At 57.6% G+C, this 24512-nt stretch carries 21 protein-coding genes; 10 read left to right on the top strand and 11 right to left on the bottom strand.

Translation table 11 applies throughout. The features are described 5' to 3' along the window. Positions 1 to 198: 198 nt before the first annotated feature. From EOI86_RS03995 to EOI86_RS03985, 3 genes are all read right to left on the bottom strand, one after another. Positions 199 to 801: a DUF1013 domain-containing protein gene (locus tag EOI86_RS03995; protein ID WP_127763826.1), complete on the bottom strand. Its 603-nt coding sequence runs from the start codon at positions 799 to 801 to the stop codon at positions 199 to 201. A gap of 433 nt (positions 802 to 1234) precedes the next feature. After that, entirely contained in the window at positions 1235 to 1723 is a 489-nt protein-coding gene (locus tag EOI86_RS03990; RefSeq protein WP_161973682.1) for a phasin family protein, read from the bottom strand. A 216-nt stretch (positions 1724 to 1939) separates the two neighbouring features. Then, the gene (locus tag EOI86_RS03985; RefSeq protein ID WP_127763824.1) at positions 1940 to 2662 is read right to left on the bottom strand and encodes a hypothetical protein; all 723 of its coding nucleotides are present in this window, start codon (positions 2660 to 2662) and stop codon (positions 1940 to 1942) included. A 287-nt stretch (positions 2663 to 2949) separates the two neighbouring features. On the opposite strand from EOI86_RS03985, the gene EOI86_RS03980 reads away from it, so the two are divergent. The 7 genes from EOI86_RS03980 to EOI86_RS03950 all read left to right on the top strand — a co-directional run bounded on the left by EOI86_RS03980 (position 2950) and on the right by EOI86_RS03950 (position 11034). Then, positions 2950 to 4233, top strand: a complete 1284-nt coding sequence (locus tag EOI86_RS03980; protein ID WP_127763823.1) for a serine hydrolase — start codon at positions 2950 to 2952, stop codon at positions 4231 to 4233. A 208-nt stretch (positions 4234 to 4441) separates the two neighbouring features. Further along, positions 4442 to 5254 (top strand): alpha/beta fold hydrolase, encoded by an 813-nt coding sequence (locus EOI86_RS03975; RefSeq protein WP_161973681.1) that lies wholly within the window; start codon positions 4442 to 4444, stop codon positions 5252 to 5254. A 200-nt stretch (positions 5255 to 5454) separates the two neighbouring features. Then, positions 5455 to 6255 carry a lysophospholipid acyltransferase family protein gene (locus EOI86_RS03970; RefSeq protein WP_127763821.1) on the top strand — a complete coding sequence of 267 codons (801 nt, stop codon included), beginning with the start codon at positions 5455 to 5457 and terminating at the stop codon, positions 6253 to 6255. A gap of 63 nt (positions 6256 to 6318) precedes the next feature. Continuing rightward, positions 6319 to 7071 carry a haloacid dehalogenase type II gene (locus EOI86_RS03965; protein WP_127763820.1) on the top strand — a complete coding sequence of 251 codons (753 nt, stop codon included), beginning with the start codon at positions 6319 to 6321 and terminating at the stop codon, positions 7069 to 7071. 344 nt (positions 7072 to 7415) lie between these two features. After that, positions 7416 to 8249 carry a substrate-binding domain-containing protein gene (locus EOI86_RS03960; protein ID WP_127763819.1) on the top strand — a complete coding sequence of 278 codons (834 nt, stop codon included), beginning with the start codon at positions 7416 to 7418 and terminating at the stop codon, positions 8247 to 8249. Between the two features lie 31 nt (positions 8250 to 8280). Further along, positions 8281 to 10542, top strand: a complete 2262-nt coding sequence (locus tag EOI86_RS03955) for a response regulator (RefSeq protein ID WP_127763818.1) — start codon at positions 8281 to 8283, stop codon at positions 10540 to 10542. A gap of 69 nt (positions 10543 to 10611) precedes the next feature. Then, positions 10612 to 11034 carry a potassium channel family protein gene (locus EOI86_RS03950; RefSeq protein WP_205032052.1) on the top strand — a complete coding sequence of 141 codons (423 nt, stop codon included), beginning with the start codon at positions 10612 to 10614 and terminating at the stop codon, positions 11032 to 11034. A 22-nt stretch (positions 11035 to 11056) separates the two neighbouring features. On the opposite strand, the gene EOI86_RS03945 is transcribed toward EOI86_RS03950, so the two are convergent. From EOI86_RS03945 to EOI86_RS03910, 8 genes are all read right to left on the bottom strand, one after another. After that, on the bottom strand, positions 11057 to 14128 hold the full coding sequence (locus EOI86_RS03945) for an efflux RND transporter permease subunit (RefSeq protein ID WP_127763817.1): 3072 nt from the start codon (positions 14126 to 14128) through the stop codon (positions 11057 to 11059). Continuing rightward, positions 14125 to 15231 (bottom strand): efflux RND transporter periplasmic adaptor subunit, encoded by a 1107-nt coding sequence (locus tag EOI86_RS03940; RefSeq protein ID WP_205032051.1) that lies wholly within the window; start codon positions 15229 to 15231, stop codon positions 14125 to 14127. Before EOI86_RS03940 ends, EOI86_RS03945 begins: the two co-directional genes overlap by 4 nt. A gap of 36 nt (positions 15232 to 15267) precedes the next feature. Then, positions 15268 to 16104: an SDR family NAD(P)-dependent oxidoreductase gene (locus EOI86_RS03935; protein WP_127763816.1), complete on the bottom strand. Its 837-nt coding sequence runs from the start codon at positions 16102 to 16104 to the stop codon at positions 15268 to 15270. Positions 16105 to 16206: 102 nt separating this feature from the next. Then, complete coding sequence (locus EOI86_RS03930; protein WP_127763815.1) at positions 16207 to 17076, bottom strand: ABC transporter ATP-binding protein; 870 nt, start codon at positions 17074 to 17076, stop codon at positions 16207 to 16209. Positions 17077 to 17092: 16 nt separating this feature from the next. After that, the gene (locus EOI86_RS03925) at positions 17093 to 17842 is read right to left on the bottom strand and encodes an ABC transporter ATP-binding protein (RefSeq protein WP_127763814.1); all 750 of its coding nucleotides are present in this window, start codon (positions 17840 to 17842) and stop codon (positions 17093 to 17095) included. Continuing rightward, positions 17842 to 18927 carry a branched-chain amino acid ABC transporter permease gene (locus tag EOI86_RS03920; RefSeq protein WP_127763813.1) on the bottom strand — a complete coding sequence of 362 codons (1086 nt, stop codon included), beginning with the start codon at positions 18925 to 18927 and terminating at the stop codon, positions 17842 to 17844. The genes EOI86_RS03925 and EOI86_RS03920 overlap by 1 nt, the downstream gene beginning before the upstream one ends. A 217-nt stretch (positions 18928 to 19144) precedes the next feature. Next, a complete protein-coding gene (locus tag EOI86_RS03915; RefSeq protein WP_127763812.1) occupies positions 19145 to 20050 on the bottom strand; it encodes a branched-chain amino acid ABC transporter permease in 906 nt (301 codons plus the stop codon). 120 nt (positions 20051 to 20170) lie between these two features. Further along, positions 20171 to 21418, bottom strand: a complete 1248-nt coding sequence (locus EOI86_RS03910) for an amino acid ABC transporter substrate-binding protein (RefSeq protein WP_127763811.1) — start codon at positions 21416 to 21418, stop codon at positions 20171 to 20173. Positions 21419 to 21886: 468 nt separating this feature from the next. On the opposite strand from EOI86_RS03910, the gene EOI86_RS03905 reads away from it, so the two are divergent. The 3 genes from EOI86_RS03905 to EOI86_RS03895 are packed head-to-tail and all read left to right on the top strand — an operon-like array spanning position 21887 to position 24485. Further along, the gene (locus tag EOI86_RS03905) at positions 21887 to 23035 is read left to right on the top strand and encodes an aromatic ring-hydroxylating oxygenase subunit alpha (RefSeq protein ID WP_127763810.1); all 1149 of its coding nucleotides are present in this window, start codon (positions 21887 to 21889) and stop codon (positions 23033 to 23035) included. Continuing rightward, positions 23035 to 23694: an amino acid ABC transporter permease gene (locus tag EOI86_RS03900; RefSeq protein WP_127763809.1), complete on the top strand. Its 660-nt coding sequence runs from the start codon at positions 23035 to 23037 to the stop codon at positions 23692 to 23694. The genes EOI86_RS03905 and EOI86_RS03900 overlap by 1 nt, the downstream gene beginning before the upstream one ends. Further along, positions 23691 to 24485, top strand: coding sequence for an amino acid ABC transporter ATP-binding protein (locus EOI86_RS03895; RefSeq protein WP_127763808.1), 795 nt, complete (start codon positions 23691 to 23693; stop codon positions 24483 to 24485). Before EOI86_RS03900 ends, EOI86_RS03895 begins: the two co-directional genes overlap by 4 nt. The last annotated feature ends 27 nt before the right edge of the window (positions 24486 to 24512 follow it).

The raw sequence follows: 24512 nt of genomic DNA, 5'->3' as shown, positions 1-24512 counted from the left end.
TTCACGCCATCGATTGAAAGGGGTGAGATGCCTAATCGAAGGATCCTTTCCGAAACTGGAAGAATTCCAAACGGTCAGCCGGCACTGTTGTCCGCCCCTGCCCGTCGCGTGCCTCGCCCCCGCAGGAAAGAAAAAGGGCGGCCAAAGCCGCCCATTGATCCCTATCCACTGTAAGAAAGCACAGGGCCATGCAGGATTCTATTCCAGACCTTCCCAGCCCGGCGCTGCCGCGGGTTCTTCCTCGAAGGTTTCCTGGATCGGCTGTTCCAGCGGCTTCCGGCCTGCCTTGATGGCTTTCTGGATTTCGATCGACATTTCCTCCTGCCGGCAAAGGCCGAGTTCGACCGGGGAACGCGGGCGAAGGTTGGACGAGTTCCAGTGCGACCGATCCCGGATTGCCTGGATGGTCGGTTTTGTCGTGCCGATCAAACGGCCGACCTGGGCATCGCTCAATTCCGGGTGATGGCGCAGCAACCAGGCGATGGCATCCGGCTTGTCCGCGCGTTTGGAAACGGGCGTGTACCGGGGGCCTTTCTGGCGGATGACCGGTTCCGGCAGATCCGACACCAGCATTTGCAGCCGTGCGGTCACATCCGTTTCGCACCGGTCGATTTCTTCCTGGGTCAACTGACCGTTGGCGAGCGGGTCCATGCCCTGCATCCCGGTGGCGACTTCGCCATCGGCAATCGCCTGGACCTCCAGGGAATGAAGGCCCGTGAAATCTGAAATCTGATCGAAGGTGAGCGTCGTGTTATCGATCAACCAGACCGCCGTCGCCTTCGGCATCAACAGTTTCGCCATTATTACTCTCCTCAATTCTCGCTGGTTCGTTCTGGCCGCCAGCGCTGTGCACGTCAGGCTTTGGTCTAATACGGCTTAGCGCAACAGTGCGATCGTCCCCTACGCAACAGGCCCCTTACGCAAAAAGAAAAGGGGCAACAGACCGCGTGCCTTGAGAAAGGTCCGCTCCCATCGGGCGCCCCTGCGTCCCCAAGACCCACCATAACATGCATCAATTGGTTGGGATGGATGGCGATATAGCATCGTGCTTGCGCATTTGAAAAGGAATTTGACGCAGGCGTGACCAGTGTTTTCTCAATCTCCACCGGCAAGAATTAGAGCTGAATGGTATTCATGGCCTCAAAAACAAGAACGGCCCGGAAAATCCGGGCCGTTCCAGGCAGTCCGTCCAGATGGACGGACGATCCTTATCGGATGCGAAAACCGTGCGCCGTTAGGCCGCCAGCGGCTTCACCATCCGTTCAACCGTGGCGTTCATGTGCGCCTGAACCGGTTCGAACGCTTCGGTCGCAACCTTGACGCCGATTTCGTTCAACTTGCCGCTTTCGCTGACCATCGAGTCGAACGTGGTGCGGGCGAAGCCGGACTGGATTTCAACGAACTCGTTCAGGGTCTTCGCGCTGAGCAGAGCCTTGGCGGTCTCGGCGCCCGCATCGGCGGAGGATTTGACGAAGGTGTAGTAGGCCTTGCCGAATTCTTCGGAACCCTTAACGACAGCATCATTGAACTTCGAGAAAACATCGAAGGAATCTTTGCCATAGGTGGCGAACTCGTCATAGCTCTTCAACGCGGCGTTGGAGGCCTTTTCGACGTGTTCTTTCGTCGCGGCCATCGCCTGCTCGACGGACTGCTTGCCATTGGCAACGGCTTCTTCGAATTGTTTGGCGTCGACTTTGGCGGCGCCTGCCTTCTTGCTGGTCATAACAATAATCTCCTGAGTGTTTAGACGCCGATCATCGGCGTGGTCTCGGCACAATTGGTTGCCGGACCTGCCGGCGGCGTATCGAAATTGGGATACTCCAGAATGCTGCACCGCAACATTCATAACGGTTATATAATATGGCCGGCGCTTAAGTCAAGGGATTATTGTGCACTGCACCATTTTTATGGTTTTATTTTAAATCAATAGGTTAGACTGCTATTTGCTCTTATCCAGCCCATAGTTTTGCCCAAGAATCACGCGATCTTCACGCAAATGCAAAATATAATGGTCGTATCCCTGCTGCCGCTCCGGGTTGTAGTCCCTGATCGTCAAACGCTCACCCGGCGGCAAGTTCAGCGGAATATTGCTTATGTCCCGGCGCAGAAGGTTTTCCGGGAAGGTCAAAGCCAGGAAGTCGCGGCCGGGGTTCACCCAGGCGTCGTAAGTGAATTTTCCATCCAAGCACGCACCGACCAGCCAGAAATGCCATTCGGTCAGCAATTCGGACGGCAGTTCGGATCGCGGCGCGGCAAGATCCTTACGATAGGCGCTCAGGATCAATGCCGTATCCCGTTCCGACAGGCGGACCGTCATGTCGGACGGGTTGAAAAAACGGGTGATGCTGTTGTCCAGGCGGATCTCATCGATCCGTTGCTTGGGGGTCAGCACCCTTATCCTCAGGGTCTCATTTGCCGCGTTCAGATCGTAGATCCGCACCTGTTCCGCGCGGTTTGCGTTCAACACGAACCGGATGCGTTCCGCCGCCCCCGGCCTGCAGTTTTGGCGAATATCGCCGGCGCTGATGAAGTCGATCCATGTCGCCCGACGCAGAACGGGGTTGTCGATTTCCCCAGTCGACGAAGCCGTACACCCGGTCAGAAGGGCCACACCGGACACAACCACCAAAATGGCGACCAAAGGGAACCGTATTGCCTTCATTAAACCGAATGCTCCTCGTCTTTTCGGGGCCCGGTCAGGCTCCAATTCGCTAAATCACGTTATCGCACGACGTCCCGTCACCAATATGGGTCGGTTCGTCGCGGCCGCAATTGCGCTCGATATCAAAGAAAAACTTCGATAAACCTTATACGAATTCACTAACCGTTAATGTCCATAGTGGAATACTCATCCTTCGTGTGGACTGATTCGAGTGATTCGTTTATAAACGAAACGGACACAGAATTCGTAAGACTTGCTGCAGACTAGGGAAGTAAAAAGGGTCGACTATGCGCCGCAACGCCAAGTCAAAATTGGGGATGTCTCTATCGGTCTTGCTATTGATCTTGGCCGTGATTGGACTGGTTTCCGTACCGAAATCCGCCGATGCCAAGTATTCCGCGCTGATCATGGAAGATGCGACCGGAAAGATTTTGCATTCCCGGAACATCGATACGCTGCGCCACCCGGCATCGCTGACCAAGATCATGACGCTCTACATGACGTTCGAGGCGCTGCGCGACGGCCGTCTGACGATGGGTCAGCAGTTGACGGTTTCCCGCCATGCCAGCCGCATGCCGTCGAGCAAGCTGGGCCTTGGCCGTGGTGAGAAGATTTCCGTCCGTGACGCGATCATGTCCCTGATCACCAAGTCGGCGAACGATGTCGCCGTTGTCGTCGCCGAGGGCATTGCCGGTACGGAAGCCAAGTTTGCGGAGAAGATGACGGCCAAAGCACGGTCCTTGGGCATGACCCGAACGACCTTCAGAAACGCCTCGGGCCTTTACAGTAAAACCCAGAAAAGCACTGCGCGCGACATGGCCACCCTGGCCCACCGCATCATGCATGACTTCCCTGAATATTATGGGCTGTTCGACACAAAGTCCTTCACCTATCGGGGACGCAAGCACAAGAACCACAACAACTTGTTGGGCCGCTACACTGGCACGGACGGCATCAAGACGGGCTATATCGGCGCCGCAGGCTTCAACCTCGTCGCCTCGGTCACGCGTCATAATGTCCGGCTGATCGGCGTTGTATTCGGGGGACGGACGTCAAAGTCCCGGGACCGGAAAATGATGGCCCTTCTGGATAGCGCCTTCCTCGGCTACGAGGCCGTCGCGATCCGTGCACCGCGCAAACCGGACATGCCGGCATTGGGCGAAACGCAGGTCGCGGCCAGCGGAGCGAAGAACCCCTTCCTGAAGCGGGTGAATTCAGCCCTCAGCATCGCAGCCCAGGCTGCCGAGCCGCCGCGCGCGCCTGTTCCGACAGCAAGTGCCCAACCGGCTGCCGAGCCGATGGGCGAATGGTCGATCCAGGTTGGCGCGTTCCGCAGTCGGTCGCGCGCCCATGGCGCCGCCGAAACGGCGCAATCACGGCTCGGTTCCGTTGTGGAAGCGTCGATGATTGCGGTCGTTCCCACGCGGGGAACAAGGACGCTCTACCGGGCGCGCATCGCCGGGCTGCAGAAACAGGACGCCTTCGCTGCCTGCAACAACATGAAGCAGCGTCGCCAGGACTGCTTGGTGCTTGGCCCCAAGAACGCGCCGCAGTTGGCGGAACGCCAATAGGCGCCTTGTCTTTCAGCTAACTCCGCCACGTGGCGCGGCCCTGTCCGGGCCCGCCCCTTACCCAATGGAATGAGACCTGTTCCCGCGACCGGCGTAAGTACGGTCGGTTCCTTCTTCCCAATGGCTTTGCCGATCCGCAAAATTGCCGGACACCGATCCACCGGGCGACGCGCCTGGCAAAACAATTTTGGACGAACGGGAGGAAGAATTGTCGCTACTGCAAATCGACGAAAAGAACGCGCTCTACTACGAGTATGATCCGCCATCGGGCGCGGGCGGAAAGACCTTCGTCTTCATCAACCCCATCACCGGCGATTGCTCCCTTTGGCAGGGATTGATCGGACCTGCATTGCGCAAGGCGGGGCACGGCACGCTCGTCTACAATTTCCGCGGACAGGCCAAGAGCAGCTTCGACCCCGCGATCGCGCTGGACGACAAGCTGATCACAGCCGATTTGATGCGCGTCATCGCCGAGTTGAAAATCGACGCCCCGATCGTCGTCGGGCTGTCGATCGGTGGCCTGTATGCGATCCGGGCCCATGCGCAAGGCCTGAAGCCTTCCGGCATCGTCCTCGTCAACACCTTGCGGAAGATGTCGCCACGCATCGATTGGATGAACCGGATGTGCGTTCGCCTGATGCAACAGGGCGGTCCCACCTTGTTGCGCGACGTTGCCTCCCACGTCATCACGTCGGAAGCGATGCACGCGGCCATGATCGACGACATTTTCGACAACCCATCCGCCTATGAAGGGCTCGCCGAAGATGCCGGTTTCATGAACCTGGTCACCCATATGGCCGATACCAGCTGGGAAATGGACCTGACCGGCCTGGATCTGCCGGTTCTGGTCACCACCGGCTATCAGGACAGGGTCTTCTATAATCCGGCCGACGTCGATGCCTTGTTTGCGGAACTGCCGCAAGGCCTGCGCCTGGACATACCGCAAGCCGGTCACATGATCCCGGCCGAACGGCCCAAGGAATTCATCCTGGCCCTGATGGGGTTCGCCGACATTCTTTGACCCTCTTCATCCCCCCGGGCGGCACGGCCAGCGACATTGGCACGCGCCGCCCGCGGGCCGCTAATCCCTTCTGGGCGGTCGCGACAAGACGGTCCGGTGACCGTTCGATGAAGTTTCGGTTTCAACCGGCTGCAAGCGCTTTACGCGGGTCCCGAACGGCCCCATCCATAGACGTCTTATCGATTTATGGACTCTTGGCGATGCGCGAGCCGATCACCATCACCTATGCCGATCCCAGCATGCCGCCATTTCACCGCGCGCTGATACGCACGGTCGAAAAAGTCACCGGCCGTGGCGCCCTAAGCGAACGCTACAAACGCTACCTACAGGACGGGGCGAGCTTGTCAGGACCCGCGGCCTGGGACCTTGCCGTCAAACAATTGGGCATCCGTTTCGATGCAGCGGCGACGCCGGCATTGAAACGGCCGGATCGCGGTCTTCTTCTGGTGGCCAACCATCCCTTCGGCGTCATCGACGGCTTCGTTCTGTCCTGGATTGCATCACGCATCGATCCCGAGTTCCAAGTCATCGCCAACGGCGTGCTGCTGCAGGAACCCAGTTTGGTGCGGAATCTGTTGCCCATCGACTTCACCGGCACACGGGACGCAAACCGCATCAACGTCGCCAGCCGGCGCGCCGCCATCGACCGGCTTCGCAACAGCGGCACCATCGGGATTTTCCCCGCCGGCGGCGTCTCCTGGTCGCAGCGACGGCGGGCGCCTGTCCGAGATGACGAGTGGAAGCCGATGACGGGAAAACTCATCCAGGCGTCACGCTGTGACATCCTGCCGGTTCAGTTCCACGGCCGAAACTCCTGGTCGTTTCAATTTGCCAGCCGACACAGCCAGGTTCTACGCCTGGGCCTGCTGTTGAACGAGGTGCGCAACAAGCTGGATACCCGGATCGACGTCGATATCGGCCAACGGATCGATTTCGAAAGCCTACCAGACCTGGAACCGCTGGAACTGACCCAGCATTTGCGGCAACGCATGGGCGTTTAGGCCCCTGTTCCCCCCGCCCCGACTGTGCCAGCATGCGGCAAAGACAGGGACGGAGGAAAAATCATGCCCGCCAGAAATGCCACGGACGTTGCCGCGCAAAACGGCGCGAAACAGGTGAAGGCCTTGCTGTTCGATGTGTTCGGTACCGTCGTGGATTGGCGCGGGGGCATTTCCCGCGAAGCCGCCGCCTTCGGCGCACGCAATGGGATCGACCGGGATTGGCTGGCCTTCGCGGATGATTGGCGCGGCCTTTACCAACCCGCCATGGAGCAGGTCCGCGCCGGGAACCGCGGCTTCGTTCGGCTGGACGTCCTACACCGCGAAAACCTGGACCAGCTATTCGGGAAATACGGCATCACCGGGATATCCGAGGAAGAGACGGACCATTTGAACCGCGCTTGGCATCGGCTCCGGCCCTGGGAAGACGTATTGCCCGGTTTGCACCGCCTGCACCGGCAATACGTCCTCGGCACGCTCTCGAACGGCAATATCGCGCTGATGGTGAACATGGCCAGGAACAGCGGCCTGCCCTGGGACGCCGTCCTCGGCGCGGAGGTGACACGATCCTACAAGCCGATGCCGGAAACCTATCTTGGAAGTTGCGAAGCCCTGGGACTTCGACCCGACCAATGCATGCTGGTCGCGGCCCATAACGGTGATCTTCAAGCCGCCCGCGACTGCGGTATGAAGACGGCCTATATCAACCGCCCCTATGAATATGGCCCGCATCAAAAGGTGGATTTCGAAGCCACGAGCGATTGGGAATTCATCGCAAACGACATGGTCGAACTGGCGGACCAAATAGGGTGTCCCTAACTGCGGTGCCTATCTAAATAAGCGCTATAGCCAGATCGGAACGATCGACAGAAGCAGGACCATCCCCAAACCGATATTGACCGCACGCCAGTGCCAGTCCGCGTGGAGGAACCGCGCAAGGATGACCCCGCCCAGACACCATGCCGTCAGCGAGAAAGCCGCCGACAGCAAAGTGGGTGAGGATCAGTGAGTTGGCCACCTATCTGGGACGGGAGGCGATGCGGCACACCGGCATTCAATAAGGTTTCAACCCTTTCTTAATACCCGCAGCTGTAGGATTACATTGATGACATGACGATGTACGTCGGGGGGCGGCAATCGTTACGGCGGAGTCAGTCCAAACAATGTTCTTCCAAACCAACCCCGTGTATCTGCGCGCAGCATTTCTTGCGCTTTTTCTTGCCACGTCACTTGGCGTCTCACCGTCACAGGCCGAAATCAAAATTGGCGGCACTGGCGGTGATCTCGGCACCTGGAAAAAAATCGCCCAAGCCTACAAGGCCACGCACCCGGAAACCGATATCACTGTATTGAACAGCCTTGGCAGCGGTGGCGGCATCAAGGCCCTTGCGGCCGGGGCCATCGATCTCGCCATTTCGTCCAGACCTTTGAAAGCCGAGGAAGCCGCCGCCGGCTTCAAAGCCAATGCTTATGGCGTCACCGCATTGGCCCTGTCATCGGCGAACGACGTATATTTGGAGAAACTGACCATCGCCGATGTGGTGGAGATCTACCAGCGCGGTACCAGACGTTGGCCGAACGGCAATCCGATTCTGGTTGTCATGCGCCCCCTGCACGACACGGACATTACACTGGTTGTAGAGGCGTTCCCGGAAATGGGGCCAGCTTTCGACGCCGCCGTCAGCCGCGGCGCGCGGATCGGTGCGTCAGATCAAGATGCCGCCGATGCCCTGGAAGAGACACCGACGGCCGTCGGTTTCCTGTCGCTATCCTTGATTCTGGCTGAAGACCGGAACATCAACACCTTCGCCCTGAACGGCGTGGCGCCGACAACAGAAAACCTAGCCAACGGTAGCTATCCAATATCGAAACGGTATTATCTGGTGACGCCGAAGGTTGTTCCCGACGAGACAACGGCTTTGGTCGATTTTCTCTATTCAGCGCAAGGTCAGGAAATACTGCGCGACAACGGCCATTTGCCTATCGGCCGTGAATAGGCCGCGGCAAAGCCAATAAAGGCAAGACCCTATGCCGGATACACAAAAACTTGTCGCGGAAGCGGAACGCCACGCCGCCGTCAGCAGCATTTCCTCGGACCGGCGTTTGCGCAGGACGATCGGCTGGCTTTCCCTGGTGCTTGCCGTCGGCATCGCCGTGCTGACGCCCGCCGTCTATCTGGCCACTGGGTTGAACTACGAGCAGGACCGCATTCAGATCGAAAATCGGCGGATTGCCAGCGAGGTCGAGGAGTTGATCGCAAGCAACCCTGACCTCTGGGTGTTTCTCGATGAACGGATCGCATCCGTCTTCACGCGGGCCTTGCGCGGGGACGAGGACCATCCTGAGCGCACAGTCCTCCACATCGCGCTGATCCTGCCGGACGGTTCGACTGTGCAGGAACTTGGCGGCGAAATCCCGCTTCTCAACATCCGCGCCGTAACCCCTGTCCGGTTCGGCCCGGACATCGTCGCCTACCTTCACCAGCAGCAGTCATCGTCACATGTATGGCTGTGGGCCTTATATGTCGCGCTGATATCGGTCGCCCTCGCCGGACTGCTTTTCATCGTCATCCGCGTGCTACCGATGCGCGCCTTGGCACGCTCCATAGCAGAACGGGAAGACGCCCAGCGTGAAATCCTGGCGCTGAATCGGACGCTGGAGGAACGGGTTCTGCGAAAGACGGCCGATCTGACCGTCGCCGTTCGTCAGGCCGAGGAAGCAAACCGCGCCAAGTCCGAATTCCTGGCGACGATGAGCCACGAAATACGCACACCGATGAACGGCGTCATCGGCATGACCGAGGTGCTACTGGACACGGACTTGAACGACGAACAGCGCCGGTATGTCGAAACGATCGCAAATTCCGGCAATGACCTGATGAGCATCATCAACGACATTTTGGATTTCTCAAAATTGGAATCCAGAAAACTCGATTTGTCGGAAGAGGATTTCAACCTGGTCGGTTTGGTGGAAGGGGCGATAGAAATCCTGGCCCCGCGCGCCAAGGAAAAAGGGTTGGAGATCGGCTATACCGCGTCACCGGATGTATCGCTGATGTTCCGCGGGGATGCTGGACGCATGCGGCAAGTCTTGTTGAACCTGCTAGGCAACGCGGTGAAATTCACCGAATCCGGAGACGTGACAATCCGCGCGTTCCGGAACGGCGGCACCTTTGAAATGCCCCGCATCCGCATCGAAGTCCGGGACAGCGGTATAGGCATTGCCAAACAGGACCAGGCGAAACTGTTCCAGAGCTTCTCACAAGTAGACTCATCTTCAACCCGCAAATACGGCGGGTCCGGCCTAGGGCTGGCAATCAGCAAACGCCTCGTCGAAGCGATGGGCGGGGAAATCGGATTCGATAGCGAACCGGGTATAGGCAGCACGTTCTGGTTCGAAATGGTCCTACCCTGCGCCGGCCGGGCCGTGTCCGAACTTCGGGAAGAACATACCCGCAAACTGCGCAGCCGCCGCATACTGATCGTTCACGACACGCCGGACCATCCAGACCTGCTGCAACAGACGCTGGGCAATTGGGGTGTCCGCGCAACGGCTGTGGACAGTGTCGAAGCAGCTTTGCAAAGCCGGCAGGAAGCGGACCCGACCGGCAATCCCTTCAACCTCATATTGGTAGACCTGCGCCATCCGGAAGAGAACGGCGCGCGGATCATGGCCGCTTTACGGGCGGAACCACATTTTGGAATACTGCCGATACTGGCCTTGTCACCGATACCGTCGGAAAAATGGGCCGACGCCCAGTCTAGAAAATTGTTCGACGTCCATTTGCTGAAACCAACACGCCAGTCACACCTTTACAACGCTTTGCTCCACGCATTGGACTTGAAAACACCAATGCCGGCCCCGCGAACGGGGTTAAGCCCCCTCGACGCCGGCGTGGCACCTCCGAGAGGTCGCGCCCTGATCGCTGAGGACAATCACATCAACCAAATGGTCACACGGCTTTCGCTGGAAAAACTCGGCTACAGCGTTGACGTCGTGGAAAATGGAAGAGATGCAGTGAATGCCGTGCGCAACCTGTCCTACGACTTGGTCTTGATGGACATGCAAATGCCGGACATGAACGGTTTGGAGGCGACAAGGCATATCCGCCGTCTGGAAATAGCCGAGCGCGCCAATGTCCCGATCCTTGCGATAACCGCCAACGCGTTCGAGGTGGACAAGGACCAATGCCTCGAAGCGGGCATGGACTACTTCCTTGCCAAGCCGGTCGATAGCAAGAGCTTGCAAGCGGCGATCGAAGAACTCTCTGACAAGACTCTGCAACGCTGACGACGGCCTTTTTCCATCCTTGGAATACGGTTATTTATCGGCACCGCGCTTTTTCTGGGAGGGAATTGAGTGAGCTTACTTTACTGGTTCTGCTCGTTTGCCTTTGCGATCCTGACGGTGACGTTTCATGTGAAGGTCTTGCATGCCGTCACACCGCTGCTGGACCGCATGCATGGTGATCGCTTTGCCTTTGTGCATGTCGTGGCGGCGACATCGTCGATCGTCCTGATGCATTTCGCCGAGATGCTTCTGTTTGGCGTCGTCTATATGCTTGTGTCGGAATACGCCCAAGTCGGCCATATCCATGGTGCTGTGCATATCAGGGACTATTTCTATTTTTCTGCGTCCAGCTATACCTCACTCGGCTATGGGGATCTGTACCCTACCGGCCCGCTGCGTCTATTGGCTGGCGTCGAAGCGTTGATCGGGTTGACGCTGATCGGTTGGACCGTCGCCTTCACCTTTCCTTATGTGACGAAACGGAAGCTGTAGCACGCCGGCGGCCGGTTCAGACCTAACCAGTCTTGCCATCAGGGAACAACAAGGCGAACAGCGCGGGGACGACCCCGAGCGTCAGCAGCGTACCGATTCCTAACCCGAATGCGATGACGCAGGCCATGCCGTAAAAAAGCGGATCGACGGTGACAATCAGGGGCATCAAGCCCAGGATCGTCGTTATCGTGGTCATCGCAATAGGCCGGACACGAAGCAAACAGGCATCGATGATCGCATCCGTGTTTGTTTTCCCGGCCGCCCGTTCAATGTCTATACGATCAATCAGGACAATGGCATTGTTTATGATGATCCCCGCCAGCGAATAGATACCAAGCGTAACCATGAAACCGAACGGTGCCTGCATGACTAGCAATCCAGCAATCGCGCCAATAGCGGACAGTGGAATCGTCAACGCGATGATGAGCGGCCGGCGGTAGGAACCGAACTGCGCTACAAGCAAAAGGACGATCACACCGAGTACCACCGGTACATTGGCTGAGAGGGCCGCCTGCGCATCCGCCGATTCCTTGACGACACCGTCATATTCGATGCTGTGGTTCGGCGGCAGGGACTGCCGCATTGCCACGATCTTGGCGTCTATGACGTCCGCGAGGTCCTCAGCCGTCATCACCGTACTGCGCGCCTGGACCGACACGGTCCGGAAAAGGTCCTCGCGCACAATCCGTGCGTATTGATTGTCCGGTACGAAATCCGCGACCTGTATCAGCGGCACGGTTACGCGCCGGCTTTGCGAATAAACGTTCAGCGTCCGCATCCGATCCAGGTTCAAACGCTCGGCACTTTCCCCGCGAAAGACGATCGGAATAATGTCATCCCCTTCCCGCAATTCGGTCACTTCCGTCCCGTCGAAATAGCCTTGCAGCGATATGGCGATATCTTCGCTGGTCACACCGGCTCGCCGCGCGCGTTGCTGGTCGACGCGGACCAGCACTTTCATGATCCGGTTCTCCCAGTTGTTTCGGATATCGATCGTCCCCGGAATAGTCGACAAATAGTCTTCGATCTGCCGTGCGGTTCTGAAAATAAAGCCGGCATCGGGACCGATCACCTGCACCTCGATCTCCGACGAATCCGACGGCCCCAGGAACATTCGTTTTACACGGGCTTGAAGGTCGAAATGATCCTCAATGAAGCCCCGTTGCAGCGCCGCGATCGTCTTGTCCATGCTTTCGGCCTCATCGATGTTGAGCACGATGAAACCTTTATTATCCGCAGGATCGATAGGGGCGAGGGATAGGACGAAGCGCGGGCCGCCATAGCCGACATAACCCACATGACTTTCGATATGAGGGAACCTTTCCCGGTCATCGAGCCAGGCGAAGATATCCTGCATTCGTGTGTTGGTGTAACGAACCGGCGTGCCCGCTGGCAGGTCGATATAGACCAGCACCTGGGAACGGTCGGAATTTGGAAAGAATTGCTTCGGCACTTGCCCGAACAAAAGCACGGTGCCGGCAAGCGCCGCGACCATTAGGACAAGAAAAGGAATTTTAAACCTGAGAACCGCCTTAAGGAACACCGCATAGGCGGTAAACAACCGTCCGTTAGGGTGCATGTCATGGGCGGCGTTGTCCGGCACCGGCCGGACCTTGATGAAGGCGTAACACAGCAACGGTGTGGCGCAGAGGGCAAGCACCCAACTAGCCATGAGCGAGATCAGTATAACCAGACTGATTGAGCGCGTGTATTCACTCGCCATGTGCTCGGCCAGCATCAACGGCATGAAGACGAGGATTGTGGTCAGCGTCGAGGTCAACAAAGGAATGGCCAATTCCCGGCCGCCGCTGACCATCGCTTCATATCGGTCCATTCCCGATTCAAGACGTCGCTTGAAATCCTCGGCAACGACAATGCCGTTATCGACCAACAGCCCCAGCGCGATGATCAGGGTCGCCAAACTCATGCGCTGCAATTCCATGCCCGCCAAGCTCATGATCCCCAGTGTTCCCAGCATGACACATGGCACGATGGCACCAACGATAGCGCCTGTCCGAACACCCAGAAACACCATCACCACCACCAGGACGATCGCCAAGGTTTCCACGACATTCAGGGAAACGCCGTCAATGGTGGCGCGGACCTGGTCTGCCTGGTAGGTCGCTATCTTCAATTCGTACCCGATAGGCAGCGTATCCTCTATCCGCTGAATTTCGGCCTTCATCCGCGGCGCGTATTCCAGGACGTTTTGCCCCGAAAGCATTGAAATCGCGAACATGATCGCCGGTTCGCCATTGAAATAGGACGGCCGCTCCGGCGGGTCCGCATAGTCACGACGAATAGAAACGATATCCTTCAGCGGGATGACATCGGAATTGTTCGGCAAGGTGATCAATGTCTCGCCAATATCGTCCACACTTTGATAATTGCCCGTCGGCTCCAGGATGATTTCCTCCGGCCCGACATTCACGTTCCCGCCAGGCCGAATAATGTTCTGCTGCCGCAAGGCTGAAATCAGTTCGAACGGAGACAGCCCCAATTGAGCAAGGCGCGCATTGGAAACCTCCAGAAAGACGCGCTCATATTGAACGCTCAGCAGATCGATCCGTTTTGTTCCATTGACCAGATACAACGTATCGCGGACATGCTTCGCGACATCATACATCTGTCCCATTTCGAAGCCGTCCGACAGCAACGCCAGGGTGATGATCGATACATCGCCGCGGTCATCGTCGATCTGCGGCGCGCCGGCGCCATCGGGCAATTTCCCCCGGGCATCCGACACCTTTGCCCGCAGATCCGACCAGATATCCTCCAGCGCGAAAAACCGGTCCATGATCTCCACATGAATGATCGACAACCCTGTGGTCGAGGTCGAACGGATTTCCTCCACCTGCGGGATCGTGCGGATTGCTTCTTCCAGTTTCTTGGTAATCAGCAGTTCGACACGGTCGGGCGCCATTCCCGGGAAACGCGTCGTCACCGTCGCTCCACGGATGGTGATCTCGGGATCTTCCCGCGCCGGCAAGGTGAAGTAACTGAAGGCCCCGTATATCAGCAGGATCGCGATAACCAGACAGACCAGCTTCTTATGGTCGAAGGCCGCGGCAGTCAGGTTGACGCCGGGCGTCATTGATTGAACTGCCGCACGCCGGTATCGAACAGTCGAACCTTCTGTCCTTCGCGCAGAAAGGCGACACCGGCTGTCGCGATGATTTCCCCAGCTTCCAGACCGGAAGAAATCAACACCTCATTATCGATAATGTTCTCGGTCTGCACCGACCGGCGGCTTACCGTCCCCGAATCCGGGTCAAACACGAAAACCAGTGCATCCTGGTCGTTGCCGGGTAACAGAGCAGTAATCGGAACCTTCATCGCCTTGCCGGTATATCCTGTTCGTCCCCGACCCTCGAAGGTAAAATTGACTTCCGCGCTCATGCCGGAGCGCAAAGACGGATAGTCTCCGGCCAGGGCCAATGTAATCGGAAAGGCGTTGCTGGCCTGTGCACGAGGCCCGATCTCAGTCACACGGGCCTGGGCCGTCAGTGCATCGCGACCGGCGAAAGTGACCTCGAAGGTTTGGCCGTCATGCACGTTCTGAATGATCGTTTCCGGCACCATGACGGAAACCTCCAAACCGCCCTGCCCTTCGATTTCAAACACCGGCTGCCCGGCTGCAACCTGTTGGGACGGTTCGATCGAACGGGTGGTGATACGACCATCATAGGGCGCTAGAAGTCTCGTATCGGTCAGGTCACGTTCCGCAAGCTCGAATTGCGCCTGGGCGATGTTCACGTTGCTGCGGGCTGAGTCCAGCGTAGCGATTGCGTTGTCCAACGCCGCTTGCGCTATCCAGCCTTTGTCGAAAAGCTGCTTCTGCCGGCGATAACTATTTTCCGCCTCATGCAGAGCGGCTCGCGCCTCCTGCAGCGCCCCCCGCGCCGCATTGAGGTTCAGTTGATAGGGAGCGTCGTCGATCTCTGCCAGCAACGCGCCTTTTCCGACAACGTCACCCAGATTGGCGGCCACCGTTGCCGTTTTCCCGCCGACCTCAAAACTTAGCGAAGCCGTCCTTGCCGCTTTTAGGGTTCCCGAAAGACGGCGCACCTGCGCTAAATCGACAGACTCCACGGCGGTCCAGGCTATTGGTCGGATTACCTGCGGGACTGTTTCAGCCGCATCGTCGCATCCTACCAGCAGAATCAGAAAGGCAAGAACAAGGGAATATCTCATCATTGTTTTCCGCACTGGGCCGGTGCACGCACCGTGGGGTTATCGTTCGCCTTCGAACTTAGCTTTCCAATTCGGGTCCCAACGCGAAAGCGGTGGGCGGTTTTCCGTGATATCCCGCGCCGCCCAAAGAATCCGCGCATTGTCCATTTCCGCCGTCGTCTCGTCATCGGGACAGAGAATATAGAAATCGCCCGACGCCAAGCCGGCGAGCATGAAGTCGATAACCTGCTGCGGCATCCACGCGCCCGGCTTGTGTTCCCGCTTCCCTGTCGTCGTCCATCCCGGAATCAGAAGATGTGCGCTCACCTTGCATCCCGACCGGTTGCGCAGGTCGTGCTGCAACCCTTCGGTATAGGTCTTTACCGCAGATTTCGTGACATTATAGGCAAGGTTCCCCGGTGGATTCGTAATGCCCTGCTTCGAACCCACATTGACGATCGCCGCCGGTGCGTTCTGCTCAAGCATTGTGGGAAGGAAAGCCCGGACCCCGCCTTCGACCCCCCAGAAGTTAACCGCCATGGCGCGATGCCAATCTTCGGCGGTTCCATCAATGCCACCGCCCACCCGCGTGACCGCATTGTTCATCAACAGGTCGACGGCGCCGAACCGCGTCAACGCCCAGTCCCGTATCGCTTCGATTTGCTTGTAGTCGGCGACATCGGCAACGACCGGATGCACGGTCCCTGCGGCTTCCGCGGCCACCGTCTCGGAAGCATCGGCAAGGTCCTCGGCGGTGAGGTCCGCCATAACCACATTCATGCCAAGGCCAGCGAAAGTGCGGCAGGCGGCGAGCCCAATGCCACTCGCCGCGCCTGTCACCACAGCGGTCTTGCCGGCCGCAACAGCAGGATGGCTGGATGCTTCGGTCTTGGTCATCGCACCCCCTATTCGGTCAATTGAACGATCCGTACGGTACTTAGAATACCAAGTGCGGCGCGGAACGCTACCCGCAGGGTGAGAGTGAGATTTGACTGCCCCTTATCCCCCCAAGAACAGGCGTCCGACTTCGGGGTTTTCCAGAAGGTCGTCACCCTTACCGGCGATCGCCAGTTCACCGGAGACCAGGACATAGCCGATATCGGCGAATTCCAGGCCCTTTTTGGCGTTCTGTTCGACCATGATGATGGTCTTTCCCTCGGTATTCTGCAGATCGTCAAGAATATCGAACACCATGTCGATGAAACGCGGTTCCAACCCGATTGACGGTTCGTCGACCAGCAGCACGTCCGGATTCATCACCAAAGCGCGGGAAATTTCGAGCAACCGGCGCTCGCCACCCGACAACACCTTCGCCTGATGCTTACGACGTTTCGCAAGCCGGTCATACTTCTGGAAAACCTTTTCTGCAGCTTCCTTGGCGTCGTTCTGATTGTCCATCAGGTATCCGCCCATCCACAGATTCTCTTCCACCGTCATGCCGGGGAAGACGGATTTGTCCTGCAGGATATAGGCGATCCCCGCTTCCTTCAGCTTCTGGTTCGGCGACAGGGCCGTGACATCCTTCTTATTCGGCCCATCACCGATCATGATCTTGCCGCCGAAAATATTCGTGAACCCGAAAATCGAATGCAGAATGGTCGATTTGCCGGCGCCGTTCGGGCCGATCAGGCAAAGGGACTGTCCCTTGGCGACCTGAAGGTTCACGTCGTGCAGGATCTGCATCTTGCCGTATCCGGCTTTCAAATCCTCAACCTTCACGAAGGGATCGTTGTTGGCGAGCCCCGCGATCTTCGAAAGTTCGACCGGTTCGGCCATCTGCTTGGCCTGGGCGTTGACGTCGTCGACGGAGATGACCGTCTTGACGTCCCCCATGTGATATCCGGTGGACCGGCTTTTTTCGTCAGTCATTTTACTGCCTCCCGGATCAATGCGCGCCAAGATAGGCGTCGATCACACGTTGGTCGTTCTGCACAACGTCCGGACTGCCGGATGACAGCATTTCCCCGTGCGCCAGACAGTAGACCTTGTCTGCCATATTCATGATGACCCGCATGTTGTGTTCGATCACCAGAAGCGTGATGCCGAAATCGGTATTGGCGCGTTTCAATCGGTCGATAAGACCATTGATCAGCGTTGGATTGATCCCGGCCGTCGGCTCGTCGAGCAACAGCACCTTCGGTTCGTTCATCAGCGCCATGGCGAATTCCAGAAGCTTCTGCTGCCCGAAGGACAGATCCCCACTGGGCAGGTACCGCTTGCTGTACAGGCCGACGAATTCCAGAAGGTGTTCCGCCTTATCGCGGTCCGCCTTACCATTGGTGCCGAACATGTCGAAAAAGCCATGTTTCCGATGCGGAATGGAGATCAACATGTTGTCGACGCAGTTCATCTTTCCGTAGATGCGAGTCTGCTGGAATGTTCTGAGCAAGCCCCGCCGCGCGATTTGCTGAACACGCAGTTTCGAGATTTCCTCGCCTTCGAACTTGATCGACCCTTCATCAATCGGGTGATACCCGACGATGGAGTTGAACAGCGTCGTCTTGCCGGACCCGTTTGGGCCGATCAGACCTGTAATCTTTCCGTCTTCCACGTCCAGCGAGATATTGCTGTTGGCAACCACGCCGCCATAGGATTTGGAGACGCCATTGACCTCAATAAGCTTCTTGCCGCTCATCAGTTCGACCCTCCGCCGGTTTCGGAGCCTTGGGCGGGAGCGCCCTCTACCGTGACGCCAAAGGCTTCCGGCCATCTTTCCTTCATCCAGCCCAGAATACCTTGCTGGAAGAACACGACATTCACGATGATGATCATGCCGAGCGCGATCCACTGCCAGCCCAGCAGGTGTGTCCAGGTGACCTCCTTGATGACATGGAACAGGATGGCGCCGATAACCGGTCCCCAAAGGGTTCCTTTCCCACCCAGCAATGCCATCGCCACCATGAAGATGCCGAATGTCACCGTCGGGAAGGCAACTTCCAGCGGCTCGATGAAGTGAATGATGTTACCGTGAATGCCACCGGCAATCGCCATGAAGAAGGCGGAACTGGCCCAGGCAACTGTCTTATAGCGCAGGGTGTGGATTCCCATGCCCTCTGCCTTTTCCTCATCATCACGGATGGCGTTCACCGCAAGCCCGAAGCGGGTGCTGTATAGCCATTGATAGAAGAGAAAAGTCGCAACCGCCGCGATCAGCGCGAGCGTGTAAAAGAACATCGACTCGTCATCACCCGAACCGGGGAAAAAGTCCGCTTCTGCCGGGTAGAGCGGGAGCGAGATGCCGCTACCGCCGCCGACCCAGTCCCAGGCGCCGATCAATTCGCCGGCCGCCAGTGCGATCCCCAGTGTCCCGATCGCGAAGTACGGCCCGCGCAATCCGAAGAAGATCCGCCCCAAAATGATGGCCAGGAAAACGCAGCCGACCGCCGCGACCGCCAACCCTAGGAAAAGACCGGCGAAATACTGACCGTCGGAAATATCCACATGGATGGCGCCGAAGGCGGATGTGTATTCGCCCACATCGTATCCCGCGACCATGATTTGGGTGACGGCGCAGATATACATTCCCGCACCGAAGAAGAAGATATTCCCCAGGCTGTTATACCCCATCTGCCCGCCCATGGCGTCCCAAGTCAGGGCAAACAACACCATGATCCACAACAGAGTGATCTGTTGAATATAATGCGGGAACAAGAAGGGCCCGATGAGTCCGAAGGCCAGCAACAGGCCTTGGGAAATCAAATTCCGACGTTCAGCGTTCATTACGCTCCCCATATGTCGGGGACCCGGCTTGCCGGAAATGCCTTCGCGCCGTGCGCGCCAAGACATTTGCGACCCTGTGCCTAGATCCCCACAATTCACCCAGTTCATCGTGTCGGTATGTTGCGCCGGTCTTGTCGCCGGCTACCCTGAACACGCATCAACAGTTACTTCACGGCAGAAGCTTGGTCCGGAAACCGTTGCCCTGCCGACGCCTTCGTTACTGAACCACCTGACGCAGTTTGCTCATCTGCATCTGGCGCCAGATCAGGACCAGCAGCAGGATCACGACGACCGACGCCTGTTGGAATTCGGCCCCCATGACGAAGCCGACATATTGTTCAGCAACGCCCATGCCCAGCGCCGCCATGATCACGCCCGGCAGATTACCGATCCCCGCCGCCGTGACGATGACGAAGGAGCGGATCGAATGCGTGATGCCGTAGAACGGCTGAATGACCCAGATCATCGAAATCAGCACGCCTGCCGCACCGCAAATCGCCGCGTTCAGCGAATAGGTGAAGGCATAGACATTCTCTGTATCGATCCCCATGACACGAGCCGCCCGAGCATCCTGCGCGGTTGCCCGGATCGCCTGGCCCATACGACTGTGCTTCATGAACATAACAACAGCGCCCGCCAGCAGGCCGCACAGCACGAAGGACACAAATTTAATATTCGCGACAGTGACGAAACCGTCGAACAGCGACAGCGTGTGGAAATCGGATTGGACGGCCTGAACCTCGGGCCCGAAAGCAAGATTCAACGCTTGTTGAATGACGATGGCGAGGCCGAATGTCGTCAACAGAGAGGTAAACATATCCTTCGTCAGGACACGTTTGATAATCGTCAGGTAAACAACCCAGCCGAACCCGAACATGATCACGATCGCGAATGGTAAGGCCAAGATCGGGTGCAGGCCGGCCTTGCCCATCAACCAGGCGAAATAGCCGCCCATGATCACAAATTCGCCTTGGCACAAATTCTTGACGTTCATCACGCCCCAGACCAGGGCCAGGCCATAGGCGGCCAGCGCGAACACCGCGCCGATCAGAATGCCGTCCAGCAACAACTGAATGTTAAAAACCGGCGCATGAGTTGTCAGGATACTAAGATTGTCCCACATCGCAGTCTCCGCGGAAGGGTAAGCCCCAGCCGCCGCACCCGGTGGCGCGTTCGGCATTGGGAAAAATGCGCGGCCCCATCCGGGAAATCCCCGGATGAGGTCGCAAACAGGCTTTAATCCTTAGTTCGACGGAACCGCGCGCGGCCACACCAGCGGATGCGACGCCCATTTGGACGGAGCAACCACGTTGTAAGCGCCGTTCTGGATCTGGCGCAGAACCATCGGCTTGGCGATGTTGTTCCCTGCTTCGGAGAACTTGATCGGGCCATAGAAGGTCTGCATATCCGTTGCGGACAACGCATCACGCACTTTCTGCGGATCGGTGGAACCGGCCCGCTCGAATGCGTCGGCCCAAACCTGGACCGCTGCCGCTGCCTGAGCGGACTGATACGGAACGGTCGTATAGCCTTCGTAGGTATCCTTGAAGAGCTTGTCGAATTCCCCGGCCGTACCGAACAACCCGTCCTTATAGCTCAGCGTTTCGGCCCATTGCGTGGAGCACAGGAACCCTTCGGATGCCGCCGGGAACTTGTCGTGCACCTTAGCCGCTTCGCAATGCGTCATGGCGATCATCGGGATTTCGATGTTCATTTCGCCGATCTGACGCGCCGCCGTAGCAGCCCCTTTCGAGTGACCGGACACGATCAGCAGATCGGGCTTCAACGCTTTAGCCTTGGTCAGGGTCGCCGACATATCGCTCAAATCGCGCGGCAGCTTGTCGTCGATGACGATCTTCATGCCGTACTTCTCGGCATCGGCAACGACACCGGCCCGGACGTCGAGCGAGAACGGATCGTTTTCAAAGGCCATGGCAATTTTGACGTCAGACGGCTTCTTGCCGTTCTTCTCGGCGACTTCCGCCGCCAGATCGATGGCACTTGCCAGATAGAGCTCCGACGTCGACAGAACCGCAAAGAGATACTTGTACCCTTGCGAGAAGAGCGAGCGCGATGCGCCCTCGGCCTCGACCATCGGCACCTGATACTTTTCGGTCACCGGCGCGGCAGCCTTAGTGGTCGCCGAGCTGTATGGGCCGAGGATGTATTGAATACCGTCCTGCTGGATCAAACGTTCAAGCAGCTGTGCGGTACGCGCCGGGGTCGACTCATCGTCGTAATACCGAACTTCCAGCTTGTAGTTCTTATCCCCGATATTAACGCCGCCGGCTTCGTTGATCTTCTTGACCGCCAAGTCATAACCGTTCTTGGCGTGGATACCGTTCGTGGAATATTTCCCTGTGAAGGAGATGGCGGATCCCAACACAATCGTGTCGCCTTCCACCTTGGCCTGGGCTTTGTCAGCACTCATGACGCCGACACCCAACATCAACGCCAGGGCGGTTCCCGCCCCTACAATCGTTTTCAGCATGTGTTTCTCTTCCCTGATCACTTGGCCGCCACCCGGCCAGTTTCACATTCGTTTTTTTATGGACGCCCGGTTACTCCAGGTCACCTCGGTTTACGGCACGGGCGGTTGGACCCGCACCTTCCGTTTCGAATGAGGGTACGAAACGACACTTCGGTTGCAAACCTTTTTCTAATCCTTGCGCGACGGGAACCTTCGGCGAAGTGGGCCTTAACGCCACAAATAAAATGTGACAATCCAGTCGAGATGAATGACACATGCGCGGCCCGCGAACGCATCCTTTCGCTGTGCAAAACAACTTCTTGAAACAGCCGCCCCCGCCCCAGAACACCTGCTTTATCCATACTCACAAACTAATTGATCGATTAATTAATGTTGTCACGATTTAATAGTTCCGATACGGTTTTGTGCAGTGCCGCAAAAAATCGTGCAGTGCGGTATGGACAGTGAGGCTATCCGAGGGGGACCCGCATGTCTGAACAAAACAATCTGTTCGACCCGAAACTATACGAACGGGTCCGCCAGCCGCTTCTGGAAGCGGAAACCCTGCCACCTTGGTGCTACACTTCCGAAGAATTTCTTCAGGGTGAAGTTTCGACAATCTTCCAACGCATGTGGAATTTCGCCGGTCGAGCCGATGAGGTTCCGGATCCTGGCAGCTACCTCAGCATCAATATCTGCGGCGAACCGATCTTCGTTGTTCGAGACAAGGAGGGCGGACTGCGGGCCTTCGCAAACAGTTGCCGCCACAGAGGCGCGCGGCTGGTCTGCGGCACAGGCAAGAAACGCGCGATAACCTGCCCCTATCACGGTTGGACATATGATCTGGATGGCACCCTGCGCGGCGCGCCGGGAATGGAAGACACGATCGGCTTCGACCTCGCCGACTATCCTTTGGTTCCTCTCTCCGTCGATACCTGGGCCGGTTTCCTCTTCGTACACTTTTCGACCGACCCGCCGCCATTGAAGGATCAGTTGGGCAACCTGCCGACGGTCTTTTCATCCTATTCCTACGAGGACCTCGTCTGCGTCCAACGCACCACCTACGACCTAGCCTGTAACTGGAAGATCTACATCGAAAATGCGATGGAGGATTACCACACGGCGACAGTCCACCGAAAATCCATAGGCACCCAGAAAACGTTCCGCGAAGACGCGATAGGCGATTGGGACGCCATCTTCATGCCCTGTGCGGATACGATCGCCATCCTACCCGGCGATACAACGCCCTTCCCTTTCATTTCCACGCTGGAAGGGCGCCCGGCGGAAGGAACGTATTTCACGGTACTTTATCCGAACACCTTCTTCGCTTGCACCCAGGATTGCATGTGGTGGCTTCAGGCATTGCCCGAAACCGCAGGCCGTAGCGAGATTGTCCATGGGGTATGTTTTCCCAAGGAAACCGCCGCCCGCAACGACTTCAACGAGATACTGCCGCGCTACAACAAGCGTTGGGTAAAATCGTTGAAAGAAGACAACGATATTTCCGAAGAGCAACAGGCAGGCCTTCGCTCCAGCCTCAATGGTCCAGGCCGGTTCTGCATACAAGAACCAATTGTTCACGCACTCGACAACTGGGTCCTTGACCGGGTTCTCGACACCAAATCAAAGGCGGCCTGATGTATAACTGGAATTTTGGAATTGTCTGGGATTACCGTGCCGTATACATAAACGGCGCCGAAACAGCCTTGTCGCTAAGCGCAATTGGCGCTGTTTTCGCCATCCTCATCGGCCTCATCGTCGCATTAACCCGGCAAAGCGCTCCAAAACCTTTCGCGATCCTTGCGTCGATCTATGTGGAATTCCTGCGCAACACACCGTTGCTGGTACAAATCTTCTGGATCTTCTACTGCCTTCCCGTTCTGACGGGGGCGAGTTTCACGGCCTTCTGGGCCGCAGCGATCAGCCTCGCCGTGCACTTCTCGGCCTATTTCGCGGAAATCATCCGGTCCGGCATCGCGTCGATCGACAAGGGCCAGACCGACGCCGCCCGCATTCTGGGCTTCACATACGCCCAGACAATGCTGCGCATCATCCTGCCGCAAGCCTTCCGCCGGGTCCTGCCACCCTTGGTCAACATGATCGCCGATCTCGTGAAACTCTCGTCCCTGGCCTCGGTGATCGGCGTCTATGAACTCATGCATTCGGTGAACAACACAATCATGAACACATTCCGCCCACTGGAGCTCTATACGGCACTGGCAATCGTCTACTTCATCATCATCTATCCGGTTGCGTTTATCGCGCGCCGCGTCGAACTGAAGTTGGCAAAACGATGACCCCGGCGCTTTCGATTCAGCATCTGGAGCTGAGCTTTGGGGATCTCGACGTTCTGAAGGGCGTCAGCTTCAACGTCACCCCCGGCGAAGTCCTATGCGTAATAGGACCATCGGGATCCGGCAAAAGCACTCTGTTGCGCTGCATCGCATTTCTCGAAACCGGCTTTCGCGGCACCATTCAAGTCGAAGGTGAGGCGCTCGGCCAATTCGAGAAAAACGGCAAGCAAGTACCGGTCCGCGGCGCCGCCCTGCGTAAGGTCCAGGGCAAGATCGGCATGGTTTTCCAGAACTTCAATCTATGGCCACACATGTCGGCGCTGGAAAATGTCATGGCCCCCCTGACGATCGTTAAGGGGATGAGCAAGAGCGAAGCCAAAAAACTCGCCATGGAAAATTTGCACAAGGTCGGTGTCGCGGAAAAAGCCGATACGTATCCACCGCGTCTGTCCGGGGGCCAACAGCAACGTGTCGGCATCGCCAGAGCACTCGCAATGCAGCCACGCGTGATGCTTTTCGACGAAGCGACATCCTCGCTCGACCCTGAACTCGTCAACGAGGTACTCGGCGTTATGCGCAAGCTGGCCGAGGAAGGGATGACCATGATTGTCGTCACGCATGAAATGGACTTCGCCAAGAAGGTCGCCGACCGCGTCATCTTCATGGACGGGGGCGTCATCGCTGAACAAGGGCCGCCGAAACAAGTCCTGGAGACGCCGCGCGAAGCGCGCACCCGCGCCTTCCTTTCCCTAATCGATCACGAAATCGGCGGAGACGAACCGATAAACCCCTGAGGATTCTTGTGCAGTTCAAACCCACGT

The organism is Hwanghaeella grinnelliae (assembly GCF_004005845.1).
Taxonomy (GTDB): domain Bacteria; phylum Pseudomonadota; class Alphaproteobacteria; order UBA8366; family Aestuariispiraceae; genus Hwanghaeella; species Hwanghaeella grinnelliae.
Note: the sequence above shows the minus strand (reverse complement) of the source record. Positions and strands in the feature narration are given on the sequence as shown.

Excerpts from the sequence above, each read along its gene's own strand:
- EOI86_RS03995 (WP_127763826.1), bottom strand. The coding sequence starts at position 801 with ATGGCGAAACTGTTGATGCCGAAGGCGACGGCGGTCTGGTTGATCGAT.
- EOI86_RS03990 (WP_161973682.1), bottom strand. The coding sequence starts at position 1,723 with ATGACCAGCAAGAAGGCAGGCGCCGCCAAAGTCGACGCCAAACAATTC.
- EOI86_RS03985 (WP_127763824.1), bottom strand. The coding sequence starts at position 2,662 with ATGAAGGCAATACGGTTCCCTTTGGTCGCCATTTTGGTGGTTGTGTCC.
- EOI86_RS03980 (WP_127763823.1), top strand. The coding sequence starts at position 2,950 with ATGCGCCGCAACGCCAAGTCAAAATTGGGGATGTCTCTATCGGTCTTG.
- EOI86_RS03970 (WP_127763821.1), top strand. The coding sequence starts at position 5,455 with ATGCGCGAGCCGATCACCATCACCTATGCCGATCCCAGCATGCCGCCA.
- EOI86_RS03965 (WP_127763820.1), top strand. The coding sequence starts at position 6,319 with ATGCCCGCCAGAAATGCCACGGACGTTGCCGCGCAAAACGGCGCGAAA.
- EOI86_RS03960 (WP_127763819.1), top strand. The coding sequence starts at position 7,416 with ATGTTCTTCCAAACCAACCCCGTGTATCTGCGCGCAGCATTTCTTGCG.
- EOI86_RS03955 (WP_127763818.1), top strand. The coding sequence starts at position 8,281 with ATGCCGGATACACAAAAACTTGTCGCGGAAGCGGAACGCCACGCCGCC.
- EOI86_RS03945 (WP_127763817.1), bottom strand. The coding sequence starts at position 14,128 with ATGACGCCCGGCGTCAACCTGACTGCCGCGGCCTTCGACCATAAGAAG.
- EOI86_RS03940 (WP_205032051.1), bottom strand. The coding sequence starts at position 15,231 with ATGATGAGATATTCCCTTGTTCTTGCCTTTCTGATTCTGCTGGTAGGA.
- EOI86_RS03935 (WP_127763816.1), bottom strand. The coding sequence starts at position 16,104 with ATGACCAAGACCGAAGCATCCAGCCATCCTGCTGTTGCGGCCGGCAAG.
- EOI86_RS03930 (WP_127763815.1), bottom strand. The coding sequence starts at position 17,076 with ATGACTGACGAAAAAAGCCGGTCCACCGGATATCACATGGGGGACGTC.
- EOI86_RS03925 (WP_127763814.1), bottom strand. The coding sequence starts at position 17,842 with ATGAGCGGCAAGAAGCTTATTGAGGTCAATGGCGTCTCCAAATCCTAT.
- EOI86_RS03920 (WP_127763813.1), bottom strand. The coding sequence starts at position 18,927 with ATGAACGCTGAACGTCGGAATTTGATTTCCCAAGGCCTGTTGCTGGCC.
- EOI86_RS03915 (WP_127763812.1), bottom strand. The coding sequence starts at position 20,050 with ATGTGGGACAATCTTAGTATCCTGACAACTCATGCGCCGGTTTTTAAC.
- EOI86_RS03910 (WP_127763811.1), bottom strand. The coding sequence starts at position 21,418 with ATGCTGAAAACGATTGTAGGGGCGGGAACCGCCCTGGCGTTGATGTTG.
- EOI86_RS03905 (WP_127763810.1), top strand. The coding sequence starts at position 21,887 with ATGTCTGAACAAAACAATCTGTTCGACCCGAAACTATACGAACGGGTC.
- EOI86_RS03900 (WP_127763809.1), top strand. The coding sequence starts at position 23,035 with ATGTATAACTGGAATTTTGGAATTGTCTGGGATTACCGTGCCGTATAC.
- EOI86_RS03895 (WP_127763808.1), top strand. The coding sequence starts at position 23,691 with ATGACCCCGGCGCTTTCGATTCAGCATCTGGAGCTGAGCTTTGGGGAT.